The organism is Chryseobacterium sp. CS3K3.1 (assembly GCF_059515165.1).
In genome coordinates, this window is record NZ_JCAKRV010000004.1 from 125,780 (window position 1) to 148,996 (window position 23,217).

Annotated in this window: 16 protein-coding genes; 4 read left to right on the top strand and 12 right to left on the bottom strand. The window is 36.2% G+C overall.

Features of this window, described 5'->3' with window-relative positions:
• Positions 1 to 4: 4 nt before the first annotated feature.
• The 8 genes from AC5YGI_RS05875 to AC5YGI_RS05910 all read right to left on the bottom strand — a co-directional run bounded on the left by AC5YGI_RS05875 (position 5) and on the right by AC5YGI_RS05910 (position 14,226).
• Positions 5 to 820 carry a DCC1-like thiol-disulfide oxidoreductase family protein gene (locus AC5YGI_RS05875; protein WP_330747079.1) on the bottom strand — a complete coding sequence of 272 codons (816 nt, stop codon included), beginning with the start codon at positions 818 to 820 and terminating at the stop codon, positions 5 to 7.
• On the bottom strand, positions 817 to 1,179 hold the full coding sequence (locus AC5YGI_RS05880; protein ID WP_330747080.1) for a hypothetical protein: 363 nt from the start codon (positions 1,177 to 1,179) through the stop codon (positions 817 to 819). Before AC5YGI_RS05880 ends, AC5YGI_RS05875 begins: the two co-directional genes overlap by 4 nt.
• Before the next feature lie 154 nt (positions 1,180 to 1,333).
• On the bottom strand, positions 1,334 to 1,837 hold the full coding sequence (locus AC5YGI_RS05885) for a GbsR/MarR family transcriptional regulator (RefSeq protein WP_034696386.1): 504 nt from the start codon (positions 1,835 to 1,837) through the stop codon (positions 1,334 to 1,336).
• A gap of 169 nt (positions 1,838 to 2,006) precedes the next feature.
• On the bottom strand, positions 2,007 to 6,527 hold the full coding sequence (locus tag AC5YGI_RS05890; protein WP_330747081.1) for a TonB-dependent receptor plug domain-containing protein: 4,521 nt from the start codon (positions 6,525 to 6,527) through the stop codon (positions 2,007 to 2,009).
• A 3-nt stretch (positions 6,528 to 6,530) separates the two neighbouring features.
• Complete coding sequence (locus AC5YGI_RS05895) at positions 6,531 to 9,299, bottom strand: hypothetical protein (protein ID WP_496167775.1); 2,769 nt, start codon at positions 9,297 to 9,299, stop codon at positions 6,531 to 6,533.
• A 64-nt stretch (positions 9,300 to 9,363) separates the two neighbouring features.
• A complete protein-coding gene (locus AC5YGI_RS05900; RefSeq protein WP_496167776.1) occupies positions 9,364 to 11,268 on the bottom strand; it encodes a vWA domain-containing protein in 1,905 nt (634 codons plus the stop codon).
• Positions 11,269 to 11,358: 90 nt separating this feature from the next.
• The gene (locus tag AC5YGI_RS05905) at positions 11,359 to 13,695 is read right to left on the bottom strand and encodes a T9SS type A sorting domain-containing protein (RefSeq protein WP_496167777.1); all 2,337 of its coding nucleotides are present in this window, start codon (positions 13,693 to 13,695) and stop codon (positions 11,359 to 11,361) included.
• A gap of 12 nt (positions 13,696 to 13,707) precedes the next feature.
• Complete coding sequence (locus AC5YGI_RS05910; RefSeq protein WP_330747085.1) at positions 13,708 to 14,226, bottom strand: RNA polymerase sigma factor; 519 nt, start codon at positions 14,224 to 14,226, stop codon at positions 13,708 to 13,710.
• 206 nt (positions 14,227 to 14,432) lie between these two features.
• On the opposite strand from AC5YGI_RS05910, the gene AC5YGI_RS05915 reads away from it, so the two are divergent.
• On the top strand, positions 14,433 to 15,635 hold the full coding sequence (locus AC5YGI_RS05915; RefSeq protein ID WP_202839256.1) for a C1 family peptidase: 1,203 nt from the start codon (positions 14,433 to 14,435) through the stop codon (positions 15,633 to 15,635).
• 231 nt (positions 15,636 to 15,866) lie between these two features.
• Here AC5YGI_RS05915 and AC5YGI_RS05920 read toward each other — a convergent pair whose 3' ends face one another.
• Entirely contained in the window at positions 15,867 to 16,928 is a 1,062-nt protein-coding gene (locus AC5YGI_RS05920) for an NADH:flavin oxidoreductase (protein ID WP_034696378.1), read from the bottom strand.
• Between the two features lie 166 nt (positions 16,929 to 17,094).
• Between AC5YGI_RS05920 and AC5YGI_RS05925 the strand changes: the two genes are divergently transcribed.
• Both AC5YGI_RS05925 and AC5YGI_RS05930 read left to right on the top strand, forming a co-directional pair.
• Positions 17,095 to 17,487: a winged helix-turn-helix transcriptional regulator gene (locus AC5YGI_RS05925; protein ID WP_343639145.1), complete on the top strand. Its 393-nt coding sequence runs from the start codon at positions 17,095 to 17,097 to the stop codon at positions 17,485 to 17,487.
• A 108-nt stretch (positions 17,488 to 17,595) separates the two neighbouring features.
• Positions 17,596 to 18,012: a carboxymuconolactone decarboxylase family protein gene (locus AC5YGI_RS05930; RefSeq protein WP_496167779.1), complete on the top strand. Its 417-nt coding sequence runs from the start codon at positions 17,596 to 17,598 to the stop codon at positions 18,010 to 18,012.
• A gap of 54 nt (positions 18,013 to 18,066) precedes the next feature.
• Here the strand turns inward: AC5YGI_RS05930 and AC5YGI_RS05935 are convergent, their stop codons facing one another.
• Positions 18,067 to 20,499 carry an alpha-ketoacid dehydrogenase subunit alpha/beta gene (locus AC5YGI_RS05935; RefSeq protein WP_330747088.1) on the bottom strand — a complete coding sequence of 811 codons (2,433 nt, stop codon included), beginning with the start codon at positions 20,497 to 20,499 and terminating at the stop codon, positions 18,067 to 18,069.
• 137 nt (positions 20,500 to 20,636) lie between these two features.
• Between AC5YGI_RS05935 and AC5YGI_RS05940 the strand changes: the two genes are divergently transcribed.
• Positions 20,637 to 20,930 (top strand): hypothetical protein, encoded by a 294-nt coding sequence (locus AC5YGI_RS05940; RefSeq protein ID WP_227941821.1) that lies wholly within the window; start codon positions 20,637 to 20,639, stop codon positions 20,928 to 20,930.
• A gap of 209 nt (positions 20,931 to 21,139) precedes the next feature.
• Here the strand turns inward: AC5YGI_RS05940 and AC5YGI_RS05945 are convergent, their stop codons facing one another.
• Both AC5YGI_RS05945 and AC5YGI_RS05950 read right to left on the bottom strand, forming a co-directional pair.
• Positions 21,140 to 21,934: a hypothetical protein gene (locus AC5YGI_RS05945; RefSeq protein ID WP_330747089.1), complete on the bottom strand. Its 795-nt coding sequence runs from the start codon at positions 21,932 to 21,934 to the stop codon at positions 21,140 to 21,142.
• A 258-nt stretch (positions 21,935 to 22,192) separates the two neighbouring features.
• Positions 22,193 to 23,170 carry a polyprenyl synthetase family protein gene (locus AC5YGI_RS05950; RefSeq protein ID WP_496167782.1) on the bottom strand — a complete coding sequence of 326 codons (978 nt, stop codon included), beginning with the start codon at positions 23,168 to 23,170 and terminating at the stop codon, positions 22,193 to 22,195.
• Positions 23,171 to 23,217 lie beyond the last annotated feature (47 nt).

Genomic DNA, 23,217 nt, shown 5'->3' on the forward strand with positions numbered 1-23,217 from the left:
TATTTTATTTCCAAGTGGCCAGAAAAATGATTGTTAGCGCTGTTATTCTAAATAATATCCATGAAATGGTAGGAAGAAAATTTAGCTTTAGTATTCTACATCTCCTGATATGTTCCACAAACATGATCAATACTACAATTCCAAAATAGATCATATAAAAAACAGGAGCAAAACTGGTCATCAGCGCAGGAATTAACAGTAAAGTTCCGATTAACGAAACAGTCATCATATTTCCGAGATAATCCCAGATTTTATCTTTGACATAAGCTTTTAAAAAGATAATCTGCCAAAGGATCTGGCCAAAGCAAACGGCAAATTCTCTCACGAAATTCCTCTCTAAATTCAAGTTCAGTTTACCGGAAAATATACTTAGGATACATGCTGAAAAAATAACAACAAAACTGATGTATGCCATTCTGTATTTCAGATTAAAATCTGGAACACAGGATTGTTCTGTATAGTCTTTTGAGGAAGGAATGATCTGTTTCCTGTTATAAGAAACGAAAGAATACAGTTTTTGAAAAAACCAATACAGAGGTTCTGTCCGTGCAATTTTTGCCAACAATGGAAAAGAGTTTCCAATGATGAGGAGCAGACTGTCTAATCCGTAAACGACTTCATTTTTGTTGTGATCTACCAGAGCAATTTCATTTTTCGCACGGTTGAAGTCTATCAGGATTTTATTTCTCAATGTGATTTCTGTAAAGGCTTCTCTTCCATCTGCATCCAGCATTCCGCATTTAGTAAAACCTTTGGAGTAGAGATTGCACATAGGACATTCATTGTCGTAGATTAATGTGTGGTTTTTGAGCGTTTTCATAATTGTGATTGATAAGGTTGATAAATAGTATAACAGTCATAAACATACGCCACTGCCATCACAGGACTATATAAAAGAGCGGCCATTAAAACATATCCAAAAAAATCATTGATGTGTTTCTCTGTAAACAAGATGGTTACAATAATCCAGACCGGTACTATTACAATTCCATACGCGATATACAATGCTGACTTTTTTGTTTTGAAAAACAGTTTGATCAGGAAACTTACCAATTGAGGAATTCCTACTATAAAATAAAACAGAACAAATCCAGACAAACCACCCAATATAAAAGCCTGAGGCCCAATTATTATAAAGAATAACTGAATGTAATAATCATATTTTGCAAATGTTTTCATGGCAGCAATGGTTTTAAAGTGATCCTTTTCTTCTGAAATAAATAATCAGGAATAAGTGAATGATTAAATTTTTCATAATTATTATTAATTTTATATTTTCAGTAATTTTTGAAAATTATATTGAAATAAAAAAGGATTTTCACCCTCTTTATTTTTATTTCAACAGATTGGTAATCTTCCCTACCAGCCAGTGGTCATCACTTTTTATCGCCAGATCCATGATGTTATTGATTTTTCCGGTGACAGAACTGAAATCATTCATCAGCTTGATAAATTCCTGCGCTTCTTCCGAATCTTTATCCTCAATATTTTTTAACTCTTCAAGAAAGGAAATCACAGGTTCAATCTCTCTTTTTCTTCTTTCTTTGGTAATTTGTTTGAACAGATACCAGACATCTTTTTCAGCTACAAAATATTCTTTACGGTCGCCTTTTACAAATTCCTTTTTTACGATGCCCCAGTCTATCAAAGCACGTAGATTCATATTGGCATTTCCTCTTGAAATCTCCAGTTGTTCCATGACTTCATCTGTAGAAAGAGGTTTTCCGCTCGCCAGAAGCAATGCATGCACCTGTGCCATCGTACGGTTGATTCCCCAATTGGTAGCAAAGGTTCCCCAGGTCTGAATGTATTTTTCTTTGGCTTCTGAAAGTTGCATCTTGTTTCCTTTTTTAATTTCTGTAACAAATGTAATTATATTTTTTGAATTTTCAATAATTTTTGAAAATTAATTTAAGGTTATTTCTTTTAAAAAGATTTTTAATGATCCTTGCCAAGGTTTAAAACCTTGACAAGGATCAATAGATGTCTGTTTCAGTTTATAAAAATTAAGGTTCAATACTGGTTGTAATCCCTTGGTTCCAATATTTTGCTTCCGGCATATAATACAGATATACGTTACTCGATTTTCCTGTATACGTTCCGGCAAATTCTACTTTGAGATCAAGATTAATAGTCTTTGTTTCCTCTGCATTGAAATGTTCCCAGTATAAAACCAGATAGTTATCGAAAATTTCATAGTAAGAAACCTGTTTTTTATCAACCATATCTTTCAATAAGGCATTTTGCAGCGTCAGTCCTGCCGGGATACCAATCTTTGCTATGGTCATCGGCAATTCACCGTTTATTTTATTTTTTACAGTAATGGTCATTCTCCTGGTCTCCCCTGTTTTTGATATTCCGGATTTTAATTTGGTCTCCATGGTAAGAGGAATATCCTTGCTTTCCGGAGCCTGAAGCGTGTAATATTGATATTCCAGCTTATAAGGCAGTCCATTCTTATTTGGATAATGAATATTAATCGTATTTTCTCCGGCTTTAAACGCTGATGAAGTACTTATCATAGGTAAGGTTTGTGCTTTATTAATGGTAATCAGCGGTTTTTCAGTTCCATACAACTTATCATTTTTAGAGAAAAAATCAGATAATGCCTGGATTGCCAGTGTTGTGGCCTGCGTAGATCCGAATCCGAAATAGCCATTCAAACCAATAAGCTGATCAACTGCTTCAGCGATTTTCAACTGATTAAGTTTCTCATCTTTCTGAAGTGCCATTATATATAACGAAAGTGTTTCTGCATCTGCAGACATTCCCCATGAACCCGTAAAAGTAACTTCAGATTTTACCTTCTTTGTTTCATATTGTTTGTCCAGAATGTCTATCATATCGTCATATTCTTTTTGTTTCCCCAGATATGCTGCTGCATTAGCAAGTAAAGCCAATTGATAAGAATCTTTCGTAGCCAAAGCTCTTTTCAGCATTACCTGAAAGGAATCTTCAATTTCATTTTTAAAGCCCAGTTTGGATAAAGCATATACAACATACATATTTCTCGACCAGGAAAATTCAGAAAAGTCTTTTTGGGACTCATAGGGTTTTCTTACTTCGAATAATCCGTTTGCATTCTTTTTTGACAAAATAAATGAGGAAAGTCCCTGGATGAGCTTAGTATCCGGGTTCACATACTTCTTTAACTCCGTAAATTCCAGTAATGCGAATGCTGAAAGGGCAACATCTGATTCTGCGGAGCTGAAATATCCGAAACCTCCGTCTTTATTTTTATAACTCAGCAACTTCTGGAAGCCTTTTCTCAGGTTTTTTATCACCAGATTTTCAGTCGCGGTGTCTATTTTTTTATTTGATTTTAAATAATCAAGAATAAAAATGTTAGGATATACTGTTGAGGAAAGCTGTTCAAAACATCCATGAGGTTCCTTTTTAAGTTGCTCTATGTCTCCAAACATCTTCAGAGCCGTACTTTCAAATACATAATAGGACGAATACAGACTTCCGTTGATATACTCCGGAATATTGATTTTGAGATCTTCTGTTTTATTATTAATGATGGAAAACTGATGGAGAAATCCTTTTTCTTCTACTTTAAACGGAAGAATCATTGTCTCTCTGAAATCTCCTGATCTCACTGAAAACTGAATATCAGAATTCACAGTCTCATCAGCCTGTATTTTCACAAATAATCTTCCTGATTCTAATGGTTTCAGAGTGATAAGACTATCAGAACTGATGAGTTTCACATGGTTCGGTACAATAACGTCCATGGTCATTTTACGCGTTTCAGAAGAATTATTTTTAATCACCACAGGAATTGTCATCTGGTCTGTTCTCGTCAGGTACTGAGGAATTTTAGTATCTATCGAAATCAGACTCTGGGCAGCATATGTTGTTTCATCTCTTCCCAAAAGTCCTGATGCGGCAATTCCTTCTGTCATAATTCTGAAAGTGGAATTCGCATCTGAATTATAAAACTCTACTTTTGCTTTTCCGCTTTTATCGGTTTCTACTACGGGATTCCAGTAAAGCGCTTCTCTGTAATCAAAACGGTAAGAGGTACTGGTGGATTTATACTCAGGATAAACGAATTCTCTTGCCCCCTCATATGCTATTAGTTTTCCATAAGGCACGGTTTCTATGGCAAGGTAAGATTTCGGGGTAATATCAAAACTTATTTCTGATTTTCTATTTTTGGATGAGTTGACGATCACTACTCCATTCACAGCTCTGCTTCCGTAAATAGCGGTAGCCGCAGCATCTTTCAAAACGGTAATACTGTTGATATCATTTGGATTAATCGTCGTATTAAAGTTTTCGACAGGAATACCATCCACAATGAATAGAGGGTTCTTATTGGTAATAGAGGCCGTTCCTCTGATATTGATCTGTTCTCCTGTCCCCGACTGTCCGGTACCTGTTATAACTAATCCTGCTACTTTTCCACTCAACATAGAAGTTACGCTGGCATTCTGCATTTCCATAGAAGAAGAAACTGTGGTAGAAGCAACCGTTAATTGATCTTTCTTTACCCCGTACCCCACAACAATTACTTCTTCAATACTCTTATTTTTACTGATGGTATCGGTTTTTGATCTGCCGGGATTATTCAGCTGACTGGTATTGTTTCTGTTTTCTTTTTTTACTTCTTCTTTTCTTTCAGCTTCCTTTACAATTTCTTCTACGTCTATATGGGTAAGTTTCTGTTTTACTAAAGGATTAATATCCAGATTATAAGACAGAATTCTGATTTTCATCTGATGTTTAGGCTGAAAAGACTTTGCAATAATTTTATAAGAATTATTTGCATTTAAATCCGAAAAATAAAACTTCCCGTTTTCAGCAACAGTCTGTTTGAGGATCTTTTTATTATAGGTGTCCAAAAGAAAAACATCTGCTTTCACCGGTTTTTTGTTTTCATCTTCTACCACGCCATAGATTGTGTTTTTCTTTTCAGGAAGATATTTGTATTTATTGCTCTTCACAATTTCCGGAATAGGCTCAAAATATCGGTAACCGTTTGTCAGCATCACAAGATCTAAGCTTTTATCTGCTTTTTCTTCTTTTTTATCGAAATAAAACTGAGGCTTTTCAATTTTCCCTTTGAGCTCAGAGTCCATCAAAAGCCAGGAAATAATATGATTCTGTTTATCATCGGCATAAGTCCATAGCTTATCATCTACCACACTTATTCCAAGATTAGCGGGAACAGGTTTATTATTTTCATCGGTAGTTTCAATATTCAGCATTACTTTTTCCCTTGGAAGATAATGTTGCTTTACAGGGGTAACTTTTATATTCAGCTGGTTTACTTTATTGGTAAAAACAATCCTTTCTGCAAGTGGCATACTGTTTTCCAGAATGGTAAACCTACAGATTCCTGTGGGGAAATCTTTTTCTGCAATTTCTAAAGAATTTATTCCTTTTTTCAGCGAAATAATTTTGCTGTAAACGTCTTTTCCACGGAAACTTCCCTGCAGGGTAATTGTTTTTTCCCGGGTGGAAACGATGGTAACATTCAGGTTTTTATTTTCATTCCGAATATTCAAAACCAGTCCTTCATTTTTTGCTACCGGGAGATTAAAAGTCTGGGTAATATTTTCCGGTTTTACAACTTTTGCATAATAAGTTTCTCCTATTGTAGGCGTAAACCAGAAGTTTCCCATTCCGAAATTATAGGCTGAAATTTCTTTTATTTTTACGTGATTCTGATTGTAAACTGCCAGAACAGCATCTACAGGTTTTTCAAACTCATCCAGAATTTTAAAAGCGATATTCTGTTCTATTCCATTGACAAAAGTTCCGCCTTCCGGTAAGAATTTTACATCCAGATTATTCAGGACAACAGGAATATTTCTGGAGATGGATTCGGTAAATCCGTCAAAATTCACTTTGATATTCAAAAGAGCATCAGAGGATTTCAAAACTTCAGGAAGCTTAAAGGTCAACAGTTTTTTGCCTTCTTTATCCGTAATGAGTTTTCCTTCTGAAACGGTTTCTCCGTTGTGCATTACGGTGTAATCTGCTTCATAAAAAGGAATCGGAAGATTGCTAAGACTTCTCATTGAAAAATCAGCACTTACCTCATCCCCAGGGCCATATCCTTTTTTAGGAAAATCCAGTTTCATTAAAATTCTTGGAGATACAATTTTCTGGAGGGTAATTTCTTTTTCGAAGGTATTTTTCCCTTCTTCGTTCTGCATCCAGTTGGTAAAAGCTCTGATTTTATAGATGCCACCCTTCATATCTTCAGCAAAATAGAAATCTCCCACGGCGTATCCATTGGTAATTTCATATTTCAATTTTTTCACAACACTTCCTGCAGGGTCTGTTATTTCGAAATTTACGACTCTGCTTTCTTCGACCGGTAAATTATTGTTTCCTTTTACCACATATATTTTAAAATACATTTGCTCCCCAGGTTTATAAAAAACATGATTGGTCTGAATGTAGGTTTTTTCTTTTTCAAAGTCCTGAAATGGTTGCTGGCCTTTCACAGAAAAGGCTGAAAACAATAAGCACAGCAGGATGATATAGGTGGATATAAACTTGAGATTCATGAGTTAAAATTTAAGTGAAACAATACAGCCAAATGTTTTAAAGGAAGGAAGATTAAAAAAATCCAATCCTCTTCCATTGCTCATATCGTAGAAATTCTGGTTGGGATCTACCCCATTATTAGCCTGCCAGAGCATGACATTGTTTACATAAAAAGTCAGTTTAAGATTCTGTTTACTGTTGTTAATCGGGAAATCTGAGGAAACGGATATATTGTTGATTCTTATATAATCTGCCTTTTGAACATAATTTTCAGCCATGCCTAAATAACCGTACCTCGACCACCTGTTTTCCATAACATTCTGGTTGGGATCATAGAAATCCACAGGAATCTGGTTGACAGTTCCATTGGCCTGTACACCTTCGAAAATATAATTTTTGATGTTCCTTTCTTCTCCTGAGCCGTAAGAACGACCGTAGTAATCGAGAACCGCCTGTGTCCCGTTCCAAAGGTGGCCTCCTTTTTTCCATTCCCAATTGATATCTAAGGACCAGTTTTTATAGGCAAAACTGTGGTTGAATTTCATCACAAAATCCGGTGTAGGATCTGCAATAATTTTCATTCCGTCTGCTTTTTCAGGAAAACCGAACTCATCAATGATCAGTTGTCCGGCTGCATTTCTTTCAAAGTAACTGCCCATCACAGCACCCAAAACCTGACCTTCTGATAGTGTTTTATAAATATCTTTGAATCCTGAAACCGTCAGATCCTGATATCCCGGAGCTATCCGGTCTACAATATCTTTATATTTGAAAAAGGAAACTTTATGGGTGGTATACATATCGTATCCCAGACGTAATCGTTCGTAAGCAAAATTGAATTCATATCCGCTGTAGGTATGATCTGCTACATTCTTTAACCTCAGCTGATTGTTTTCAAAGACAGGAAATATATCGTCAGTATTCTTTTTATTAAAATATTCTCCATCTACACTTATTTTATACCCAAGATTCAGCCTGGCTCCAATTTTCCATTCCTGTGTATTAATATTAGATAAACCCCGGAAGCTTTCTACTTCCTGCACCGGAAAGTATTGATTGTAATTTTCCGCCTTCAGCAAAGTAGTAGAATACGAAGCATAGGATCTTATAATTTCCGGCTCGGAGCCTAATTGTGTATAGCTTCCAAATAATTTAAAATTGTAATTATACCAATTGAAGATCTCATTGAACTTCAGATAAAAGTTAGCCTTTGGAAGCCAATAATTATTTTTAATAGAAGTATTAGAGATATAAAATGAATTTCCAAGATTAAGACCTGCTTCGAAATCATAATCGCGGATGTTCATATTATAATTAAAAATATGATCCTGTGAAGTTCTCTGATAGAGATATCTTTGATGGGTCAGGCTGTTATAAATGTCGGATTTTTTGTCATTTAAAATAAAATTCAGGCTGAAAGTATTTCTAAAGTCATAGTTTCCCAATGAATAAGAGCCCTGTATATTGGAATGATAGGAGTTGTTGTTTTGAATCCTTTCATTCGATACACCGCTGATGAAACCATAAGTAGAAGGTTTATATTGGTCCTGATTCCAGGTAGTAATACTTTCATAGGACTGAGTAATATTCAGTTTAAACTGATCCCAGTCTTTCGCTACGCTGAGACTCAACTGTCTGTCCCGATTCTTATAGCGGTATTGGCTATCCTGCTCAAAAAGGAAAGAAGGATTGTCTGCATATTTGCTGTAGCTTCTCTGCGAACCGTTATTCAGGAGAGTATTTTGTTCATTTGAAAAAGAAACCGGCGTTAACAATGAGTTTTGGTAAGCTCTGTTGAACAGTCCTATTCTATTGGTATTCGTAGCTTTATCTTCTTCGTAGTTAAAAGCAAGATTAATGTAATATCTACCCAAATCTGCATTCAGCTTTGCTTTAAGGGTATTGGTAATATCAAACTGATCAATAAAATACATCTGGTTCTTTTGCTGCCCCAGATTCAGTGCAAGACGGAGTTTTTCATTGTTACCCTGTTGTATAAAAGCATTTACATTCAACTGGTTATTATAACCTACCGTTGTTCTAAAGAGGTTATTATCATATCTTTTTGCACGCTGAAGTCCATTAATCCACGGAATCAGTTTTCCATTCTGATCGTACTCATAAGGTAATCCATTAAATCCAAGGGTAGATAGCTCTGGTCCAAAACTGAACATTTCATTCGTTTCAGGGCCTTTCCAAACAAGGTTTCCATTTTCAGATCTTCCCTGGACATACTTATTTTGAGTCCCCGGAACAGCATTCCTGCTTTTAATATCAAAAGATGTGGTAAAGCTTCCGTTAAAGAGCAATGTTGTCTTATTGATCCTTTTTAAAACATAAACACTATCATTCTTCTGCTTTAATTTTCTTATTTTATCAAAATAAGAATGTGATCTTTTACTGAGTCGGGTTTTGGTTTTTTCAATACTGAAATCGTCTTTAATCTCCTTTGAAACAAGACTGTCATAGGCTTTACTGTAAACATTTTCTACACTTTTACTTCCTGTCTGATTTTCCAGAATCGTTTTTAATTCCCTGAGTTCATAAGAAGAAATAACATGGGTATTTTTCCCCTGGTTCCACACTAGGGTATCATAAGGTTTAGCTGCAATAATGGCCAATCCCTTTTCATCAGTCAGTTCATAAATACCACTGTTTTTATTATAAACCTTTAAAAAGTTGTGTTCTTTATCCTTAGATGTTAAAAATTTTCCGGAATAGTACAATTGTGAATTTTGTGCCTGTAATAAGGTAATCGTAAATGGCAATAACAGCAAATAATTCTTTTTCATCAATTATTAGTATGCTTAAAAATATAAAAAAAGAAATTTCCGGGGAAATTTCTTTTTTTATGAATTATTTTTGAATTGTTTTATAGCTCTCTATCAGCCTTATAAATTCTGAACGATAGCCTTCTTCATCCTTACTTTTTCCCTGTTTAGCAAGGTTTTCAATATCGGAAAGATCTTTTTTTGTAATCAGTTCCGAGTTTCTTAATACCAACCCGAACCAGGCTACGGAAGATGCAAATTTAAAATCCGGACTTGCAGAAGATTTATCTTCTTTTTTAATCACTTTAGTCATCTCAATGCTTCTGTCTCCATCAGGTTTTTTGTACCTGAACTTTACCGTTGCCATTTCATCTCCAGAGTTCTTCTTAGAAATTTCAGAGTATTTCAATTTTGTTTCTTTTGGTATAAATTCAGAATCTATGTTAACCGGGATAACTTCATATAAAGCAGTTACTGTATGTCCGCTTCCTAGTTCTCCTGCATCAATCTTATCATTTATAAAGTCTTCATTTCTCAGTTTTCTGTTTTCATAGCCGATCAGTCGGTATGATTTTACATATTTAGGATTAAATTCAATCTGCACTTTTACATCTTTGGCAATGGTATAAATGTTTCCGGCAAATTCTCTTCCCAGGAATTTATTGGCTTCCTGCATATTATCAATATAAGCATAATTTCCGTTTCCTTTGTCCGCCAGAATTTCCATGGTATTGTCTTTGTAATTTCCCATTCCATAGCCGAGGCAGGTAAGGAAAATCCCGGTTTTCCTTTTTTCTGTGATCAACGCTTCGATATCTGAGGTAGAAGAAGCTCCCACATTAAAATCACCGTCTGTTGCCAGAACAACTCTGTTATTTCCTCCTTTTATAAAGTTTTGCTTCGCTAGTTTATAGGCCAGTTCAATTCCTTCTCCTCCCGCTGTACTTCCTCCTGCCTCAAGCTTATCTAGTGCCTGAATTATTTTTTCTTTTTCACCTGCTGACGTTGGGGGAAGTACCATTCCTGCACTACCGGCATATACTACAATCCCAACTTTATCCTTAGGTCTGAGCTGTTTCAGTAAAACTTTAAGAGAAGACTTCAGCAATGGCAGTTTATTTTCCTCACTCATTGAACCTGAAACATCAATAAGAAAAACAATATTGGAAGCAGGCAGACGATCCATCGGAATATTTTTCCCCTGAAGTCCTATTTTGAGCAATTTATGTTTAGGATTCCATGGAGATGCACTGTATTCTGTATTAATTGAAAAAGGATCGCCATTTGCGGGTTGAAGATAATCATATTTAAAATAATTGATCATCTCTTCTACTCTCACTGAGTTTTTATCAACCTTATCTCCGTAACTGATCATTCTTCTGACATTGGAATAGGAAGCATTATCTACATCAATGGAAAATGTAGAAACAGGTTGATTACGGGTTAATTCAAATGCATTTTCAACTAACGCTGCATATTCTTCATTGTTATAATCAATATCCTGATCTGCCTTTTTTGTAGGCTTTTTAATATTCTTTTTATCACCTACCTGATGGTCGTACACTCTTCCTGATTCAGGGAATTTTATGGAACGTTCTACTTCCATTGCGGTCACTGACTTCGGTTTTGGGCAGCCATTATATTCCGGTAATCCCGGAACCGTAGGACAGGCATCATCTTTGTCCAAAATACCATCTCCATCTGTGTCCGGCCATGGACAGCCATTATTTTCAGGAGGTCCTGCCACTGTAGGACATGCGTCATCTTTATCAATAACACCGTCTCCATCCGACTCTACCCACGGACAACCTTCATTTTCTACCGGACCGGCAATATCAGGGCATTTATCCAATTGATTAGGAATTCCATCCTGATCCTTATCTTTCCTGACACTGTAAGTCTTTGTCTCCTTGGACATTTCAGTATTTTTTTGAGTTTTACAGCTTGTCAATGCAACAAGCCCTAGCATGGTTATTACAATTTTTTTCATCTTTAAAAATTTCGACAGGAAATTATTAAAATAAATTCAAACCTGTTAATAATTGTTAAATAAAACTTATTCCTTAAATAAAAAAGACAGTTAATTTTTAATGATCTTAAATGTCTCCCACAGATCATTAGTATGAATACGTACTAGATAAATCCCTTGAGGATAAGAAGTTAAATCAATTGTATTTTTACCTTCCGGCAGTTTTTCTTTTCTCATAATAATCTTTCCGGCAAGATCATAGATAAACAGTTCTTCAATTGGTTTTCTTGTTTTTATCTGCAGCTGACCTTTTGTAGGATTTGGAAATAGTACAGTTTTACTCTCAACCTGACTGTCAATTTCTTTTTCCATTTTTTTGTTGATGTTATCATTTGAAATTCCTGCGCTGCATTCTGGCAAAACAGCTCTCTGAAGGATTAATCTTAATAGTAAATCATTCAGTTTTTCAACTTCATAAGAATCTATGGTAGGTTTGATATGGCTGTTTCCTATTCCACTGTCATCTGTAAGGAACGTATAGGTTCCATTGGTGAGTAAAGCAAATGTACGCATCAGATATTCCGTTTGTTTATCGGTATCACTGGCTGCCAGTGGAATAATGGTAATTCCTTTCTTTGCGGCAGCCTTTATTGTACTATAAAGTTCCTTTATATTCTGTTCTGAATGGTGCGGAGGAGCATCCAGAATTAAAAACATTATTTTAGTAGAATTTTCATCACTCCACTTCAGCTCATCAACGGAAACTTTTAGTGCTTCTACAACAGCTTCCGGCGTATCGCCGCCACCGCCGGCCATCTGTTTTTTAATAAATCCTACAAGGTCTTCTGCTTTGTCTGAAAAATCAAACTTCCGGGTTACATATTCATCTCCCTGATCTCTGTAAAAAACTGATCCATATCTTACCGTTGTATTCTTAAGCTGTCCTTCGATCTTTTTCAACACATCCAAAAGTTCAGACTGAAGATAAGAAATCTCATCCCCCATAGAACCGGTAGCATCCACTACGAAAGCAAGATCTAATACACGCTTTTGCAGACAGTGTTTATCAAGAATAATCAGGTTTTGTCCATTTTTAAAGGTTCTGAGATTACTACTGATGATCTGCCCAGAACCATCAGATAAATAATATTTCTGAGAATCTGAGTTTTCATCAGTCATCGGTGATATCCATAATTCCACATTGCCCAGATTATCTGAAACGGCTTCCCAGATAATATTTTTCTTATCATCCAATAGTTTTATTTTCTCCCCTATTACCGGTTTTCTGTCTTGATTGACCAACTGAACTGAAACCCTTTTATCAGGGAAGAACTTCCATGTATTTTTATACTGATCCAGAGTAGGAACTGCAATATCTTTCCAATAATCCCACTTAGAAAAATCGTTAACTTCTCCTGCTGTGAGCTGGCCTGCTTTCGGAAGTACTTTTTCAGGTTCTTTTAGTATTTTCTCTTTACTTTCTGAAGAAACTTTTTTAAGTTTTTCTATTTCTTCTTTAGATAATCCATTCGTGGTGATGACAACAACTCCGTTATTAGCTTTGCTTCCATACAGCGCAGTAGCTTCAAGACCTTTCAGTACTTTTAATTCTTTTATTTTTTTAGGATCAAGGATATTTAAAAATCCAGATTCTCTGCCTGATAATATTCCATCAACAATATATAAAGGGTTCGTAGAATGGCCATCAATACTTTTTGCTCCTCTGATTGATATTTCATCACGTTTTTTAATTCCAGTGGTTACTTCTATTCCGGCAACACTTCCTGCCAATGAAGATATTGCAACCGGAGCATGTGCAGAAGTTTTGTCTGTGGAAGCAATCATCACAGTGGAAGCAGATGAAACAGTCTTACTTTTAACTGTTTTTGAATATCCCATCACTACCACTTCTTCAATACTCTTAACGGCATTGGTATCTTTGCGTTGCCCTGAATAGATATAATCTACTTTTCTATCACTATATAAAGTATCATTTTTCTCTTTTTCTGAAAACACGGGATTGGGCAATGTTTTCTGAGGAAATCCCACAGGATATTGAGTATGAGTTGGCAGTGTATTAATTGCCAGTTTTTCTACCGGCTTAACACTATTTTTCTCTTTCTGGATATTCTGTTTTGTAAGGCTGTCTATTTTTGCAATATCAACTTTATTACCAGGAACGTTTGACCCTTTATTTTCTGTTATTACAGGTTGTGAAGGCTCTGCAACCTCTTTTTTATTCATAAAGTAAAAGGCCCCAAGACCAATCATCAAACTTGCGGCAATACCATACGGCAGCCAAAGTGGAATTGTTTTCTTTTTATCTTCTTTTTTATCTAATTTCTCTTCAATTTTATCCCATACTTTCTCAAAACCAGGAAAAACAGCTGGCTCTTCTGAAAGTCTGGAAGCTTCATTGAATTGTTGATCTATATGATTATTTTCCATTGTTGTAAAAGTTTAAATGTTTTGATTTACGAGAAGTTCCTGCAGCTTTTTCCTTGCAAAATTGAGCTGGGATTTTGATGTTCCCTCACTGATGGAAAGCATCGCCGCTATTTCTTTATGAGGATATCCTTCAATAGCAAAAAGATTAAAGATGGCTCTGCAGCCTTCAGGAAGAAAGTTCAGTAAGCTCAGAATATCTTTTTCCAGAGAAAGGTTTTCTGTAGTTCCTTCAGAATGATCAGTGAAATTTTCTTCCAGGGAAATAAACAGTCCTTTATCTGATCTCAACTTCTGCAGGCATTCGTTTACCGCTATCTTTCTTGCCCATGCTTCAAAAGTTTCGGGATTCTGAAGCTGAGTAATTTTCGTAAAGATTTTATAGAATGTATCAGCCAATACTTCTTCTATATCTTCGTCGTTTTTCAGATAGCGTCTGCAGACTGCGTAGAGTCTGCCCGCCATTTTCTCGTAAACCTTCCGCTGGGCATTGCGGTTGCTACGCTGGCATTCCAATAATAATTCTTGTTCCATAGTCAGGAGTTATACTATGATAGATGCGGAAACTTTTGAAAGGGTTGGAAACATGATCAACTTTTTTAAGAAAATAATTAAAAAATAAAATTATAAAGCAACTTCTTACTTCTTTTGAGTCTTTTTTTAATTTCAAATTTAACTTTTCCTTGTGTAACAAATCTCTATTATCAACGACTATTAATACAAATAATCTTTTTATAGTAATGAAAAATGCCAAAATTGCATCATTACTTTTTGTTTTGTCTGCAGGAAGTATGATGTTTGCCCAAGATGACTTAATCAACAAGTTAAAAAACAACCAATCACAAAATGCTAATTTTCAGTTCACAACGTTAAAGGACGTAGGTGCGACTTCTGTAAAGAACCAGGGTTCATCAGGAACTTGCTGGAGCTACTCCGGAAACTCTTTCCTTGAATCTGAAATGCAGAGAATGGGCAAAAAACCTGTAGATCTTGCTGAGATCTTTACAGCAAGAAATTCTTACCACGATAAAGCCAAATTATATGTTTTGAATAATGGTGCTATCAGCTGGGGTGACGGAGGAGAACTTCACGACGTAATCAATATGTACAAAAAGTACGGAGCAGTTCCTCAGGATGTTTACACAGGATTAAAAGCCGGACAGACTACGAATAACTTCAAAGAAATGCAAGGAAAACTGAAGCCGGTTCTTGACAGCCTTGTTCAGGCTTCTTCAAAAGGAAAACTGACCGATAACTGGATGGATTCTGTAGATGCTATTCTTGATGAATATTTGGGAAAAGTACCTGCCAACTTCACTTACGAAGGGAAAAACTATACTCCGAAAACATTTGCTAAAGAAGTTGTAGGAATCAATCCTGAAGATTATGTAGAATTATCTTCCTATAAAGATTATCCATATTTTCAGAAATTTGTAGTTCCGATTCCTGATAACTGGAGCCACGATTCTGACTGGAATGTTCCGATGAAAGATCTTACTGCAATTATTGATAACGCTGTAAATAAAGGATATTCTGTAGGTTGGGCAACGGATGTTTCTGAGCCTTATTTCTCTTACAAAAACGGGGTAGCTTATGTTCCGGACATGGATCTTGACCAGATTACTGCTGAGAACAAGCAGACTTTATTTACAGAGCCTAAAAAGGATAAAAGCATCACTGAAGACATGCGTCAGAAAGCACTTAATAATCTTTCTACAACGGATGACCATGGTATGCATATCGTAGGTCTGGCAAAAGACCAGACTGGTAAAGAATATTATATGGTAAAAAATTCATGGGGTGTAACCAATGATTTTGCCGGATATATTTATGTAACAAGACCTTATGTTGAATACAAATCAACAGCAATTCTTGTTCACAAAAATGCCATCCCGAAAAGCATCTTAAAACAATTGAAACCGACCAAGAATATCGGTTTATAAGGAAATCATTTCTGCCAATTTAAAGGCAGTTTTAGATATTTAAATCTGTTAAAACCCGCTCATGAAAATTCTGTGAGCGGGTTCTTTAATAAATAGGTGAAAATTAAATATAAAATAAAGTGAATTTATGCTGATTTAATACCAGATTGAATCGTCAATTCCTTTTCGCAAATGAATAAATTATGCTGTTAAAAAACCACCGCGAAACGAAATCACAATTCATAATTGATATTAAAATAAAACGCCCATACTCTCAGCTGAGAAGTCAAGCAGAGCTTCTGTATTGCCATCTTTGATCTTCTGTACCCACTGGTGATCCTGTAAAATAGCTCTTCCTACAGCAACAAGATCAAACTCTTCATTGTCAAGTCTTCTGATCAATTCTGTAAGGTCTCTTTTTTCTGTTCCCTGTCCTGCAAAAGCATTAAGAAAATCTCCGTTTAAGCCTACAGAACCTACGGTAATAGTTGGTTGCCCGGTAATTTTCTTGGCCCATCCTGCAAAGTTTAAATCAGAACCTTCAAATTCAGGTTCCCAGAAGCGACGCTGTGAACAGTGGAAAATATCCACCCCTGCTTCTTTTAATGGTAATAACCAGTCTTCCATTTCGTTTGGAGTAAATGCCAGTCTGGTTTTATAATCCTGCTGCTTCCACTGGGAAAGACGGATAATAATCGTAAAATCCTCTCCTACTGCTGCTCTGATTGCTTTTACTACTTCTACAGCAAATCTGCTTCTTTCTTTCAATGTTTTACCCCCGTATTCGTCAGTTCTGGTATTGGTTACTTCCCAGAAAAACTGGTCGATAAGGTATCCGTGAGCGCCATGAATTTCAATACAGTCGAAACCAAGATCTTTCGCTGACTTTGCAGAGGCTGCAAACTGTGCAATCGTATCCTGGATATCTTCGATGGTCATCGTAGAAGCTTTTTCCATTGGAACCAACGGATAGTCCTCTGACATTCTTGTATCTCCAACGTGCCAGATCTGAGGGCCCATTTTACCTCCATTCTGATGTACAGTATCAATGACGTTTTTCCAACCATTCAAAGCTTCTGTTCCATAGAAATCCGGAATATTTTGCATATTTTTTGATCCAGGTCTGTTGATCACAGTTCCTTCGGAAAGAATCAATCCTACTTCTGAAGCGGCTCTTCTTCCATAATAATCTGCAATATTCTGAGTGGGAACTCCATTATCAGACTGTGCTCTGGTCATTGGAGCCATTACAATTCTATTTTTAAGCTGTAAATTCTTGTATTGAAACGGTTTAAATAATGATGATGTGCTCATATTTAAAATTTATATTTTATAATTGTTACACAAAGTAACTAATAATAGTTCACTTTTGTATCTTTCATAAAAAAAATAGTGGTAACTTCGCAGTAACTTACATTAGTAACATCAAAGTAACATATGAAACTGCAGTTTCATATGATATTAAAATAAAGATCTCTCTATGAAAAAGAATGAATTAATGCAATACAGCTGTCCTTTAGGAAAGGCAATGGCCGCTTTGGGAAGCAAATGGAAGCCTATTATTGTTCTGGTGATTAAAGACAGAAAGTTACGTTTCGGGGAACTGGCAGTACGCATTAATGTCATTTCCAGGAAGGTACTGACTGATCAGCTTAGGGAAATGGAAACCGATGGATTGGTGATCCGTGAAGAGTTTAAAGAACTTCCTCCCCGAGTAGAATATTCTCTTACAGAAAAAGGATTAGCTCTGCTGCCTATTCTTTATTTGCTGGAGGAATGGGAAGCTAAATATCAGGTGAAAGGACAGCATGAAGATAAAGATTGTGCTTTTCTGAATGCGGAAGTAAAAAATAAAAAGGCTGTCAATGTTTGATAGCCTTTTATCTTGGATAGCACTTCCAAAAAGGTAAGTATATCACCAAAATGTAAGCATATAGTTTCAAAACTATTTCTGATGCAAATTTGCACAAAAATATTCATAATGAATTACAAAGAAATTGCAAAAGAAACCATTGGAAATCTCTACAGAGCCCATAACAGCATTAGAAAATCCGGTACTGATGAAAAACTGATCGCTTTGGTGGAGCTGCGTGTGTCTCAAATCAATGGATGCGCCTATTGCTGCAGTTATCACGCTAAAGAACTCTCTGATTTTGGCTTTGAACAGGATCTCATCAACAGACTTCCGGGCTGGAAACATACCAATAGCTTCACTGATCAGCAAAAGCTTGTTTTGGAATGGACAGAAGCTGTCATTTACAGCAAAGATAATTTGGAAAGCACCAAAGCAAAGCTGATAGACCAATTTTCAGAACGAGAGATTGTAGAACTTACGGCAAGTATAATGCTGATGAATACTTTGAATACACTAAGGATTGCTTTGGCGGAAGAGGATTAGCAAACAAAAACCGCTCCCCAAAGGAAGCGGTTTAAAATTTATCTAAAATCCCGATTAGAATATCGCTGGATATTTCTGAGGATTTGTTTCATTAAACATAGCGTAGATTTTTTCTACCATATCGTCTGCAGACGGCTTACTGAAATAATCACCATCACTTGCATATGCTGGTCTGTGATCATTGGCAGAGATCGTCAACGGATCTGAATCCAGATATCTGAATGCCTTTTGCTTTTCAAGGATCTGTTGCAGGATAAATCCTGTAGTTCCTCCTTCCACATCTTCATCAATCACTACTAATCTGTTGGTTTTCTTAACACTTTCAGCAATTTCGTGAGATAAATCGAAAGGAATCAACGACTGAATATCAATCACTTCTGCAGAAATTCCTAATTTTTCCAATTCATTAGCGGCTTCCGTTACAATTCTCCATGTAGATCCGTAAGTGACCAAAGTAACATCTTTTCCTTCTTTTGTTACTTCAATTTTCCCTACAGGAACAGTAAATTCGCCTAAGTTATCCGGTTGTTTTTCTTTTAATCTGTATCCGTTCAGACATTCTACGATGATAGCAGGTTCGTCAGCCTGAAGCATTGTGTTGTAGAATCCTGCTGCTTTCGTAAGGTTTCTAGGAACCAATACCAAAATACCTTTTGAAAGGTTCAGAATACCAGCCATTGGAGAACCTGAATGCCAGATTCCTTCTAATCTGTGACCTCTTGTTCTGATAATTAATGGAGCTTTCTGACCTCCTTTTGTTCTGTAATGTACCGTTGCCAGATCATCACTCATTCCCTGTAAACAGTAAAGAACATAGTCTAAGTACTGGATTTCAGCAATGGGTCTTAAACCTCTCATCGCCATACCAATTCCCTGTCCAAGGATCGTTGCTTCACGTATTCCCGTATCAGCGATACGTACAGCACCATACTTTTCCTGCATTCCTTCCAATCCCTGGTTGACATCACCAATGTTTCCGGTATCTTCTCCAAAGATTAAAGTTTCAGGATATTTTTCAAAAATTTTGTCAAAATTGTTTCTGATCACTACTCTTCCGTCTACCTCTTCGGAACTGTCAGAATATACAGGTTTGATTTCCTGAACATTCTCAGCTTTCCATTGGGACTGAGAATATAAGTGAGAAGAATAGTTGTCTTTTTCAACAGCAGATACTTCATTGTATTTCTGCATCAATTGATTTCTTTCAGCAGAATTTGTTCCTCTTGTCGCCAGTAAAGTCTGTCTAACCAGATGGAAAATATCTTTCTTCGCTTTTGAAACCAATTTGTTAAAATGAGCGATATAATTTTCAACTTCAGCATTCTGTCCTTTAAGGTTTTCTACTAAAGGTAAAATAGACTGGATCAATTCTGAAATGGCTTTCTGATAATTTTCCCAGGCTGTTTTCTGTCCGGTTTTTGCCGCTTTTTTCGCTTCGTCGTCGATAGCATCCAATTCTTCAGCAGTAGCAATTACTTCTTCTTTTCCGTCAATTTCGATAGAATAGTTCAGTATCCACTCTTTGAATTTCGCCAGCCCGTCATACTCAGCTTCCCATGCCAGACGCTCTTCGTTTTTATATCTTTCGTGAGATCCGGATGTAGAATGTCCCTGTGGCTGAGTAACGTCTACCACGTGTACTACCACCGGTACACTTTCTGTTCTTGCAAAATGTTCTGCCTTAGCATAAGCATCCAATAATGCAGGATAATCCCAGGCTCTTACCTGGATAATCTCACATCCCTGGTTTTCTCCTTCTTTTCTCTGGAAACCACTTAGCATTTCACTGATATCAGCTTTTGCTCTCTGATTTTTCGTAGGAACTGAAATTCCGTATCCGTCATCCCAGATAGAAACGATCATAGGAACCTGAAGCGCACATGCTGCATTCAGAGTTTCCCAGAAATGTCCTTCTGCTGTAGAAGCATCCCCAATAGTTCCGAAAGCAATTTCGTTACCTTCTCTTGAGAATTTTTCTGAACCGTCAAATTTTACGCTTTTATAAATAGTTGAAGCCTGAGCCAATCCCAATAATCTTGGCATCTGTCCGGCTGTAGGAGAAATATCGGAAGAAATATTTTTCTGAGCTGTCAGATCTTTCCAGCTTCCGTCTTCATGTAAACTTCTTGTTGCGAAATGCCCGTTCATCTGTCTTCCCGCTGAAGCAGGTTCTCTTTCCACGCTGGTATCTGCATACATCTGCGCAAAGAAACTTTCTACCGTCAAGGCATCTATTGCCAATGCAAAAGTCTGATCCCTGTAATATCCTGAACGGAAGTCTCCATTTCTGAAAACTTTCGCCATTGCAAGCTGAGGAAGTTCTTTTCCATCCCCAAAAATTCCAAATTTAGCCTTTCCTGTGAGTACTTCTCTCCTTCCGAGATAAGACATTTCACGAGAGATCCTTCCTAACCTGTAGTCTTCAAGTATCTGATTTTTAAAATCTTGAAAGGATATTTGCTGTGTTTCAATATAGGTTGTTTGCATAGCTAAGTAAAAAAGTTTTTAATCTTCAAGTATTTTGCTAATATACACTTTTTAAATTAATTTTAATTTTTAATAATCTTTTTTAAAAATTTGATAATAAAAAAAATTGTGCTTTATTTTGAAAAAAATTGTAAAAGATGGAAAAAAAATCACCACATATCTTGAATGCTTCCAGCAATCTTTTAGGATTTTCCTTACTCATTATCACCTCATTGAAAATCTCTAAAATCAGTCAGCATACCTATTTGGACGAATTTGCAGGATTTGCCTGTATTCTTTTTGCCTGTAGCTGTTTCTTTTCCTTTCTGGCAATCAGAACAAGGAATAGTAAGCGGGAATACACGTTTGAGAACATTGCGGATTATTTATTTTTAATCGCTTTATTTTGTATAGTTCTAGCCGTTATCATTGTAACCCTAAAAATTATTTAATTTAAATTTTTCGCTTAATTAAACAATCGAAGGTAATAAATAAGGATAATTACATGTAAATACAAGAATTAATTAAGTAGCTCTTTTCTCATTTTTTATACTGAATCACTATCAGATTCTGAATTTAAAAAGAAAAGTGCTGTACATACATTTTCAGTTTCCCGAAAACCTATATACAGCACTTTAGTTTGATTAAAGTAAAAATAGAATCAGATCTTCTGAACAGTTACATTGGTAACATTTCCACTTCCTGTAGATCCTGTTTCTGTCGAAATAATCGTAGAATTTTGATTCGGCGCTGCCGTAAAACGGATCTGATATCCGGCTGTAGGTGCAACAACCACGGTTGTATAATTCATCAGTTCACCTACAGTTCCCGAAGCAGCAACTGCGTTATAATGGCTTCCTCTTCCCAGATAATTCGCATCCGGTACAGGTCTGATACCAATGAGCAGCTGTGTTCCTGCGGGCATATTGGTAAAACTAGCCTGCAGCGTTACCAGATAATTTCCGGGCTGGTTAAAAGTCATCACACCAGTTCCGGTATTATAAGAATAGAAAGGGGAAGTCGCTATCGGTGCAGCGAATAATAATGTCGTGATCGTAGAAGAACTGATGTTCTGGTTCGCTGCCAAACGCGCATGAAACAGTGAATAAGCTGTAAAATCTATGGTCTTCAGAATTCCGGTAGCATCAGCTACAACCACCCTGTCGGTTCCTCCGATACCTACATTCGAATTAATATTACGGATACGGGCATTTCCAGACGCTACATCCAATTTTTCAGTGGGTGAAACTGTACCAATCCCTACTTTAGCACCTGAAGTTACACTGAAATCATTATCCTGTTGAGCCACAGAAGGAATTCCTGTTGCAGGATTGTCTTTAGATCCGTCAATATGAAAAGTTGTCTGGGGATTTTGAGTACCTATTCCCACTTGTGCGTACGCGATGAAGCTTGAACTGATAGCACACGCTATCATCATAGTTTGAATTTTTTTCATTATTTGTTGTTTTTTTCTAACGACAAATAAACAAAATTTATATTGAAAATCAATGAATTATTAGCAATTATTTTACTTAATTAATGCAAAATGTTAATTTACAGTAATTTAATCTTACAAAAAAGTAAAATAATCACAACTCATTGAATTATTGGAAGATAGGATTATTTTTCTTTCAATAATGTGGATCCGTTACACCATGCAGGATTAAAGGAAATAGAAGAATAAAAAAATCAGAACTGATAAAAAACGTTAATATCAGAATTTTCTTTCAATGACATAATCCAGCATAATATGCAGCGATTTTCTTGCTTCGGAATCCGGAAATTCATTCAGGATATTTTGAGCTTTCTGTTGAAATTCTTTCATCACTGTAATGGCATAATCCAATCCACCGGAGCTTTTCACAAATTCAATAAGCTCTTTTACACGTTTGGGATTGTTATTATATCTTTTTATGGTATCGAAATAATACTTTCTATCTTTTTCAGAGGCTATTTTCAAGGTATGAATCAAAGGCAGCGTCATTTTCTGTTCTTTGATATCAATTCCAACAGGTTTACCGATGACGTTTGAACTTAAATAATCGAAAAGGTCATCTTTGATCTGAAATGCCATTCCGGTATAAGTGCCGAAATCCATCATCTTTTTGGCTAAAGCTTCATCCGCATTATTGGAAAGAACTCCTATTTCACAGCATGCAGCAATCAGAGTTGCTGTTTTCTGCCGGATAATTTCATAATAAACCTCTTCCGTAATATCCAGCTTTCTGGCCTTTTCCAGCTGAAGAAGTTCTCCTTCAGACATTTCACGGATGGTTCTGGAAATCACCCCAAGCAGGTCATAATCTTTGTGATCTGTAGATAGTAAAACCGATTTTGATAAAAGGTAATCTCCCACCAGAACTGCAATCTTATTTTTCCACAGTGCATTGATTGAAAAGAAATTACGACGTTTAAAACTTTCATCCACCACATCATCGTGTACCAGAGTAGCGGTGTGGATCAGTTCGATCATTGAAGCACCCCGGTATGTTTTTTCCGTCACCTCACCCACCAGTTTGGCACAAAGAAACACAAACATAGGACGCATCTGCTTTCCTTTGGTGGTAACAATAAAACGGGTTACTTTATCCAATAAAGCTACTTTACTCTGCATTGACTCATAAAACTTCTGTTCAAAAAGTTTCATTTCATCATTGATCGGTCGTTTAATCTCTTCTACAATGTTTGCCACAATCTGCGATGCTGGGTGAATAATTATTAATTCTCACAAAGATAATT

Coding starts and splice junctions, on each gene's coding strand:
- AC5YGI_RS05875 (WP_330747079.1), bottom strand. CDS start 820: ATGAAAACGCTCAAAAACCACACATTAATCTACGACAATGAATGTCCT.
- AC5YGI_RS05880 (WP_330747080.1), bottom strand. CDS start 1,179: ATGAAAACATTTGCAAAATATGATTATTACATTCAGTTATTCTTTATA.
- AC5YGI_RS05885 (WP_034696386.1), bottom strand. CDS start 1,837: ATGCAACTTTCAGAAGCCAAAGAAAAATACATTCAGACCTGGGGAACC.
- AC5YGI_RS05890 (WP_330747081.1), bottom strand. CDS start 6,527: ATGAATCTCAAGTTTATATCCACCTATATCATCCTGCTGTGCTTATTG.
- AC5YGI_RS05895 (WP_496167775.1), bottom strand. CDS start 9,299: ATGAAAAAGAATTATTTGCTGTTATTGCCATTTACGATTACCTTATTA.
- AC5YGI_RS05900 (WP_496167776.1), bottom strand. CDS start 11,268: ATGAAAAAAATTGTAATAACCATGCTAGGGCTTGTTGCATTGACAAGC.
- AC5YGI_RS05905 (WP_496167777.1), bottom strand. CDS start 13,695: ATGGAAAATAATCATATAGATCAACAATTCAATGAAGCTTCCAGACTT.
- AC5YGI_RS05910 (WP_330747085.1), bottom strand. CDS start 14,226: ATGGAACAAGAATTATTATTGGAATGCCAGCGTAGCAACCGCAATGCC.
- AC5YGI_RS05915 (WP_202839256.1), top strand. CDS start 14,433: ATGAAAAATGCCAAAATTGCATCATTACTTTTTGTTTTGTCTGCAGGA.
- AC5YGI_RS05920 (WP_034696378.1), bottom strand. CDS start 16,928: ATGAGCACATCATCATTATTTAAACCGTTTCAATACAAGAATTTACAG.
- AC5YGI_RS05925 (WP_343639145.1), top strand. CDS start 17,095: ATGAAAAAGAATGAATTAATGCAATACAGCTGTCCTTTAGGAAAGGCA.
- AC5YGI_RS05930 (WP_496167779.1), top strand. CDS start 17,596: ATGAATTACAAAGAAATTGCAAAAGAAACCATTGGAAATCTCTACAGA.
- AC5YGI_RS05935 (WP_330747088.1), bottom strand. CDS start 20,499: ATGCAAACAACCTATATTGAAACACAGCAAATATCCTTTCAAGATTTT.
- AC5YGI_RS05940 (WP_227941821.1), top strand. CDS start 20,637: ATGGAAAAAAAATCACCACATATCTTGAATGCTTCCAGCAATCTTTTA.
- AC5YGI_RS05945 (WP_330747089.1), bottom strand. CDS start 21,934: ATGAAAAAAATTCAAACTATGATGATAGCGTGTGCTATCAGTTCAAGC.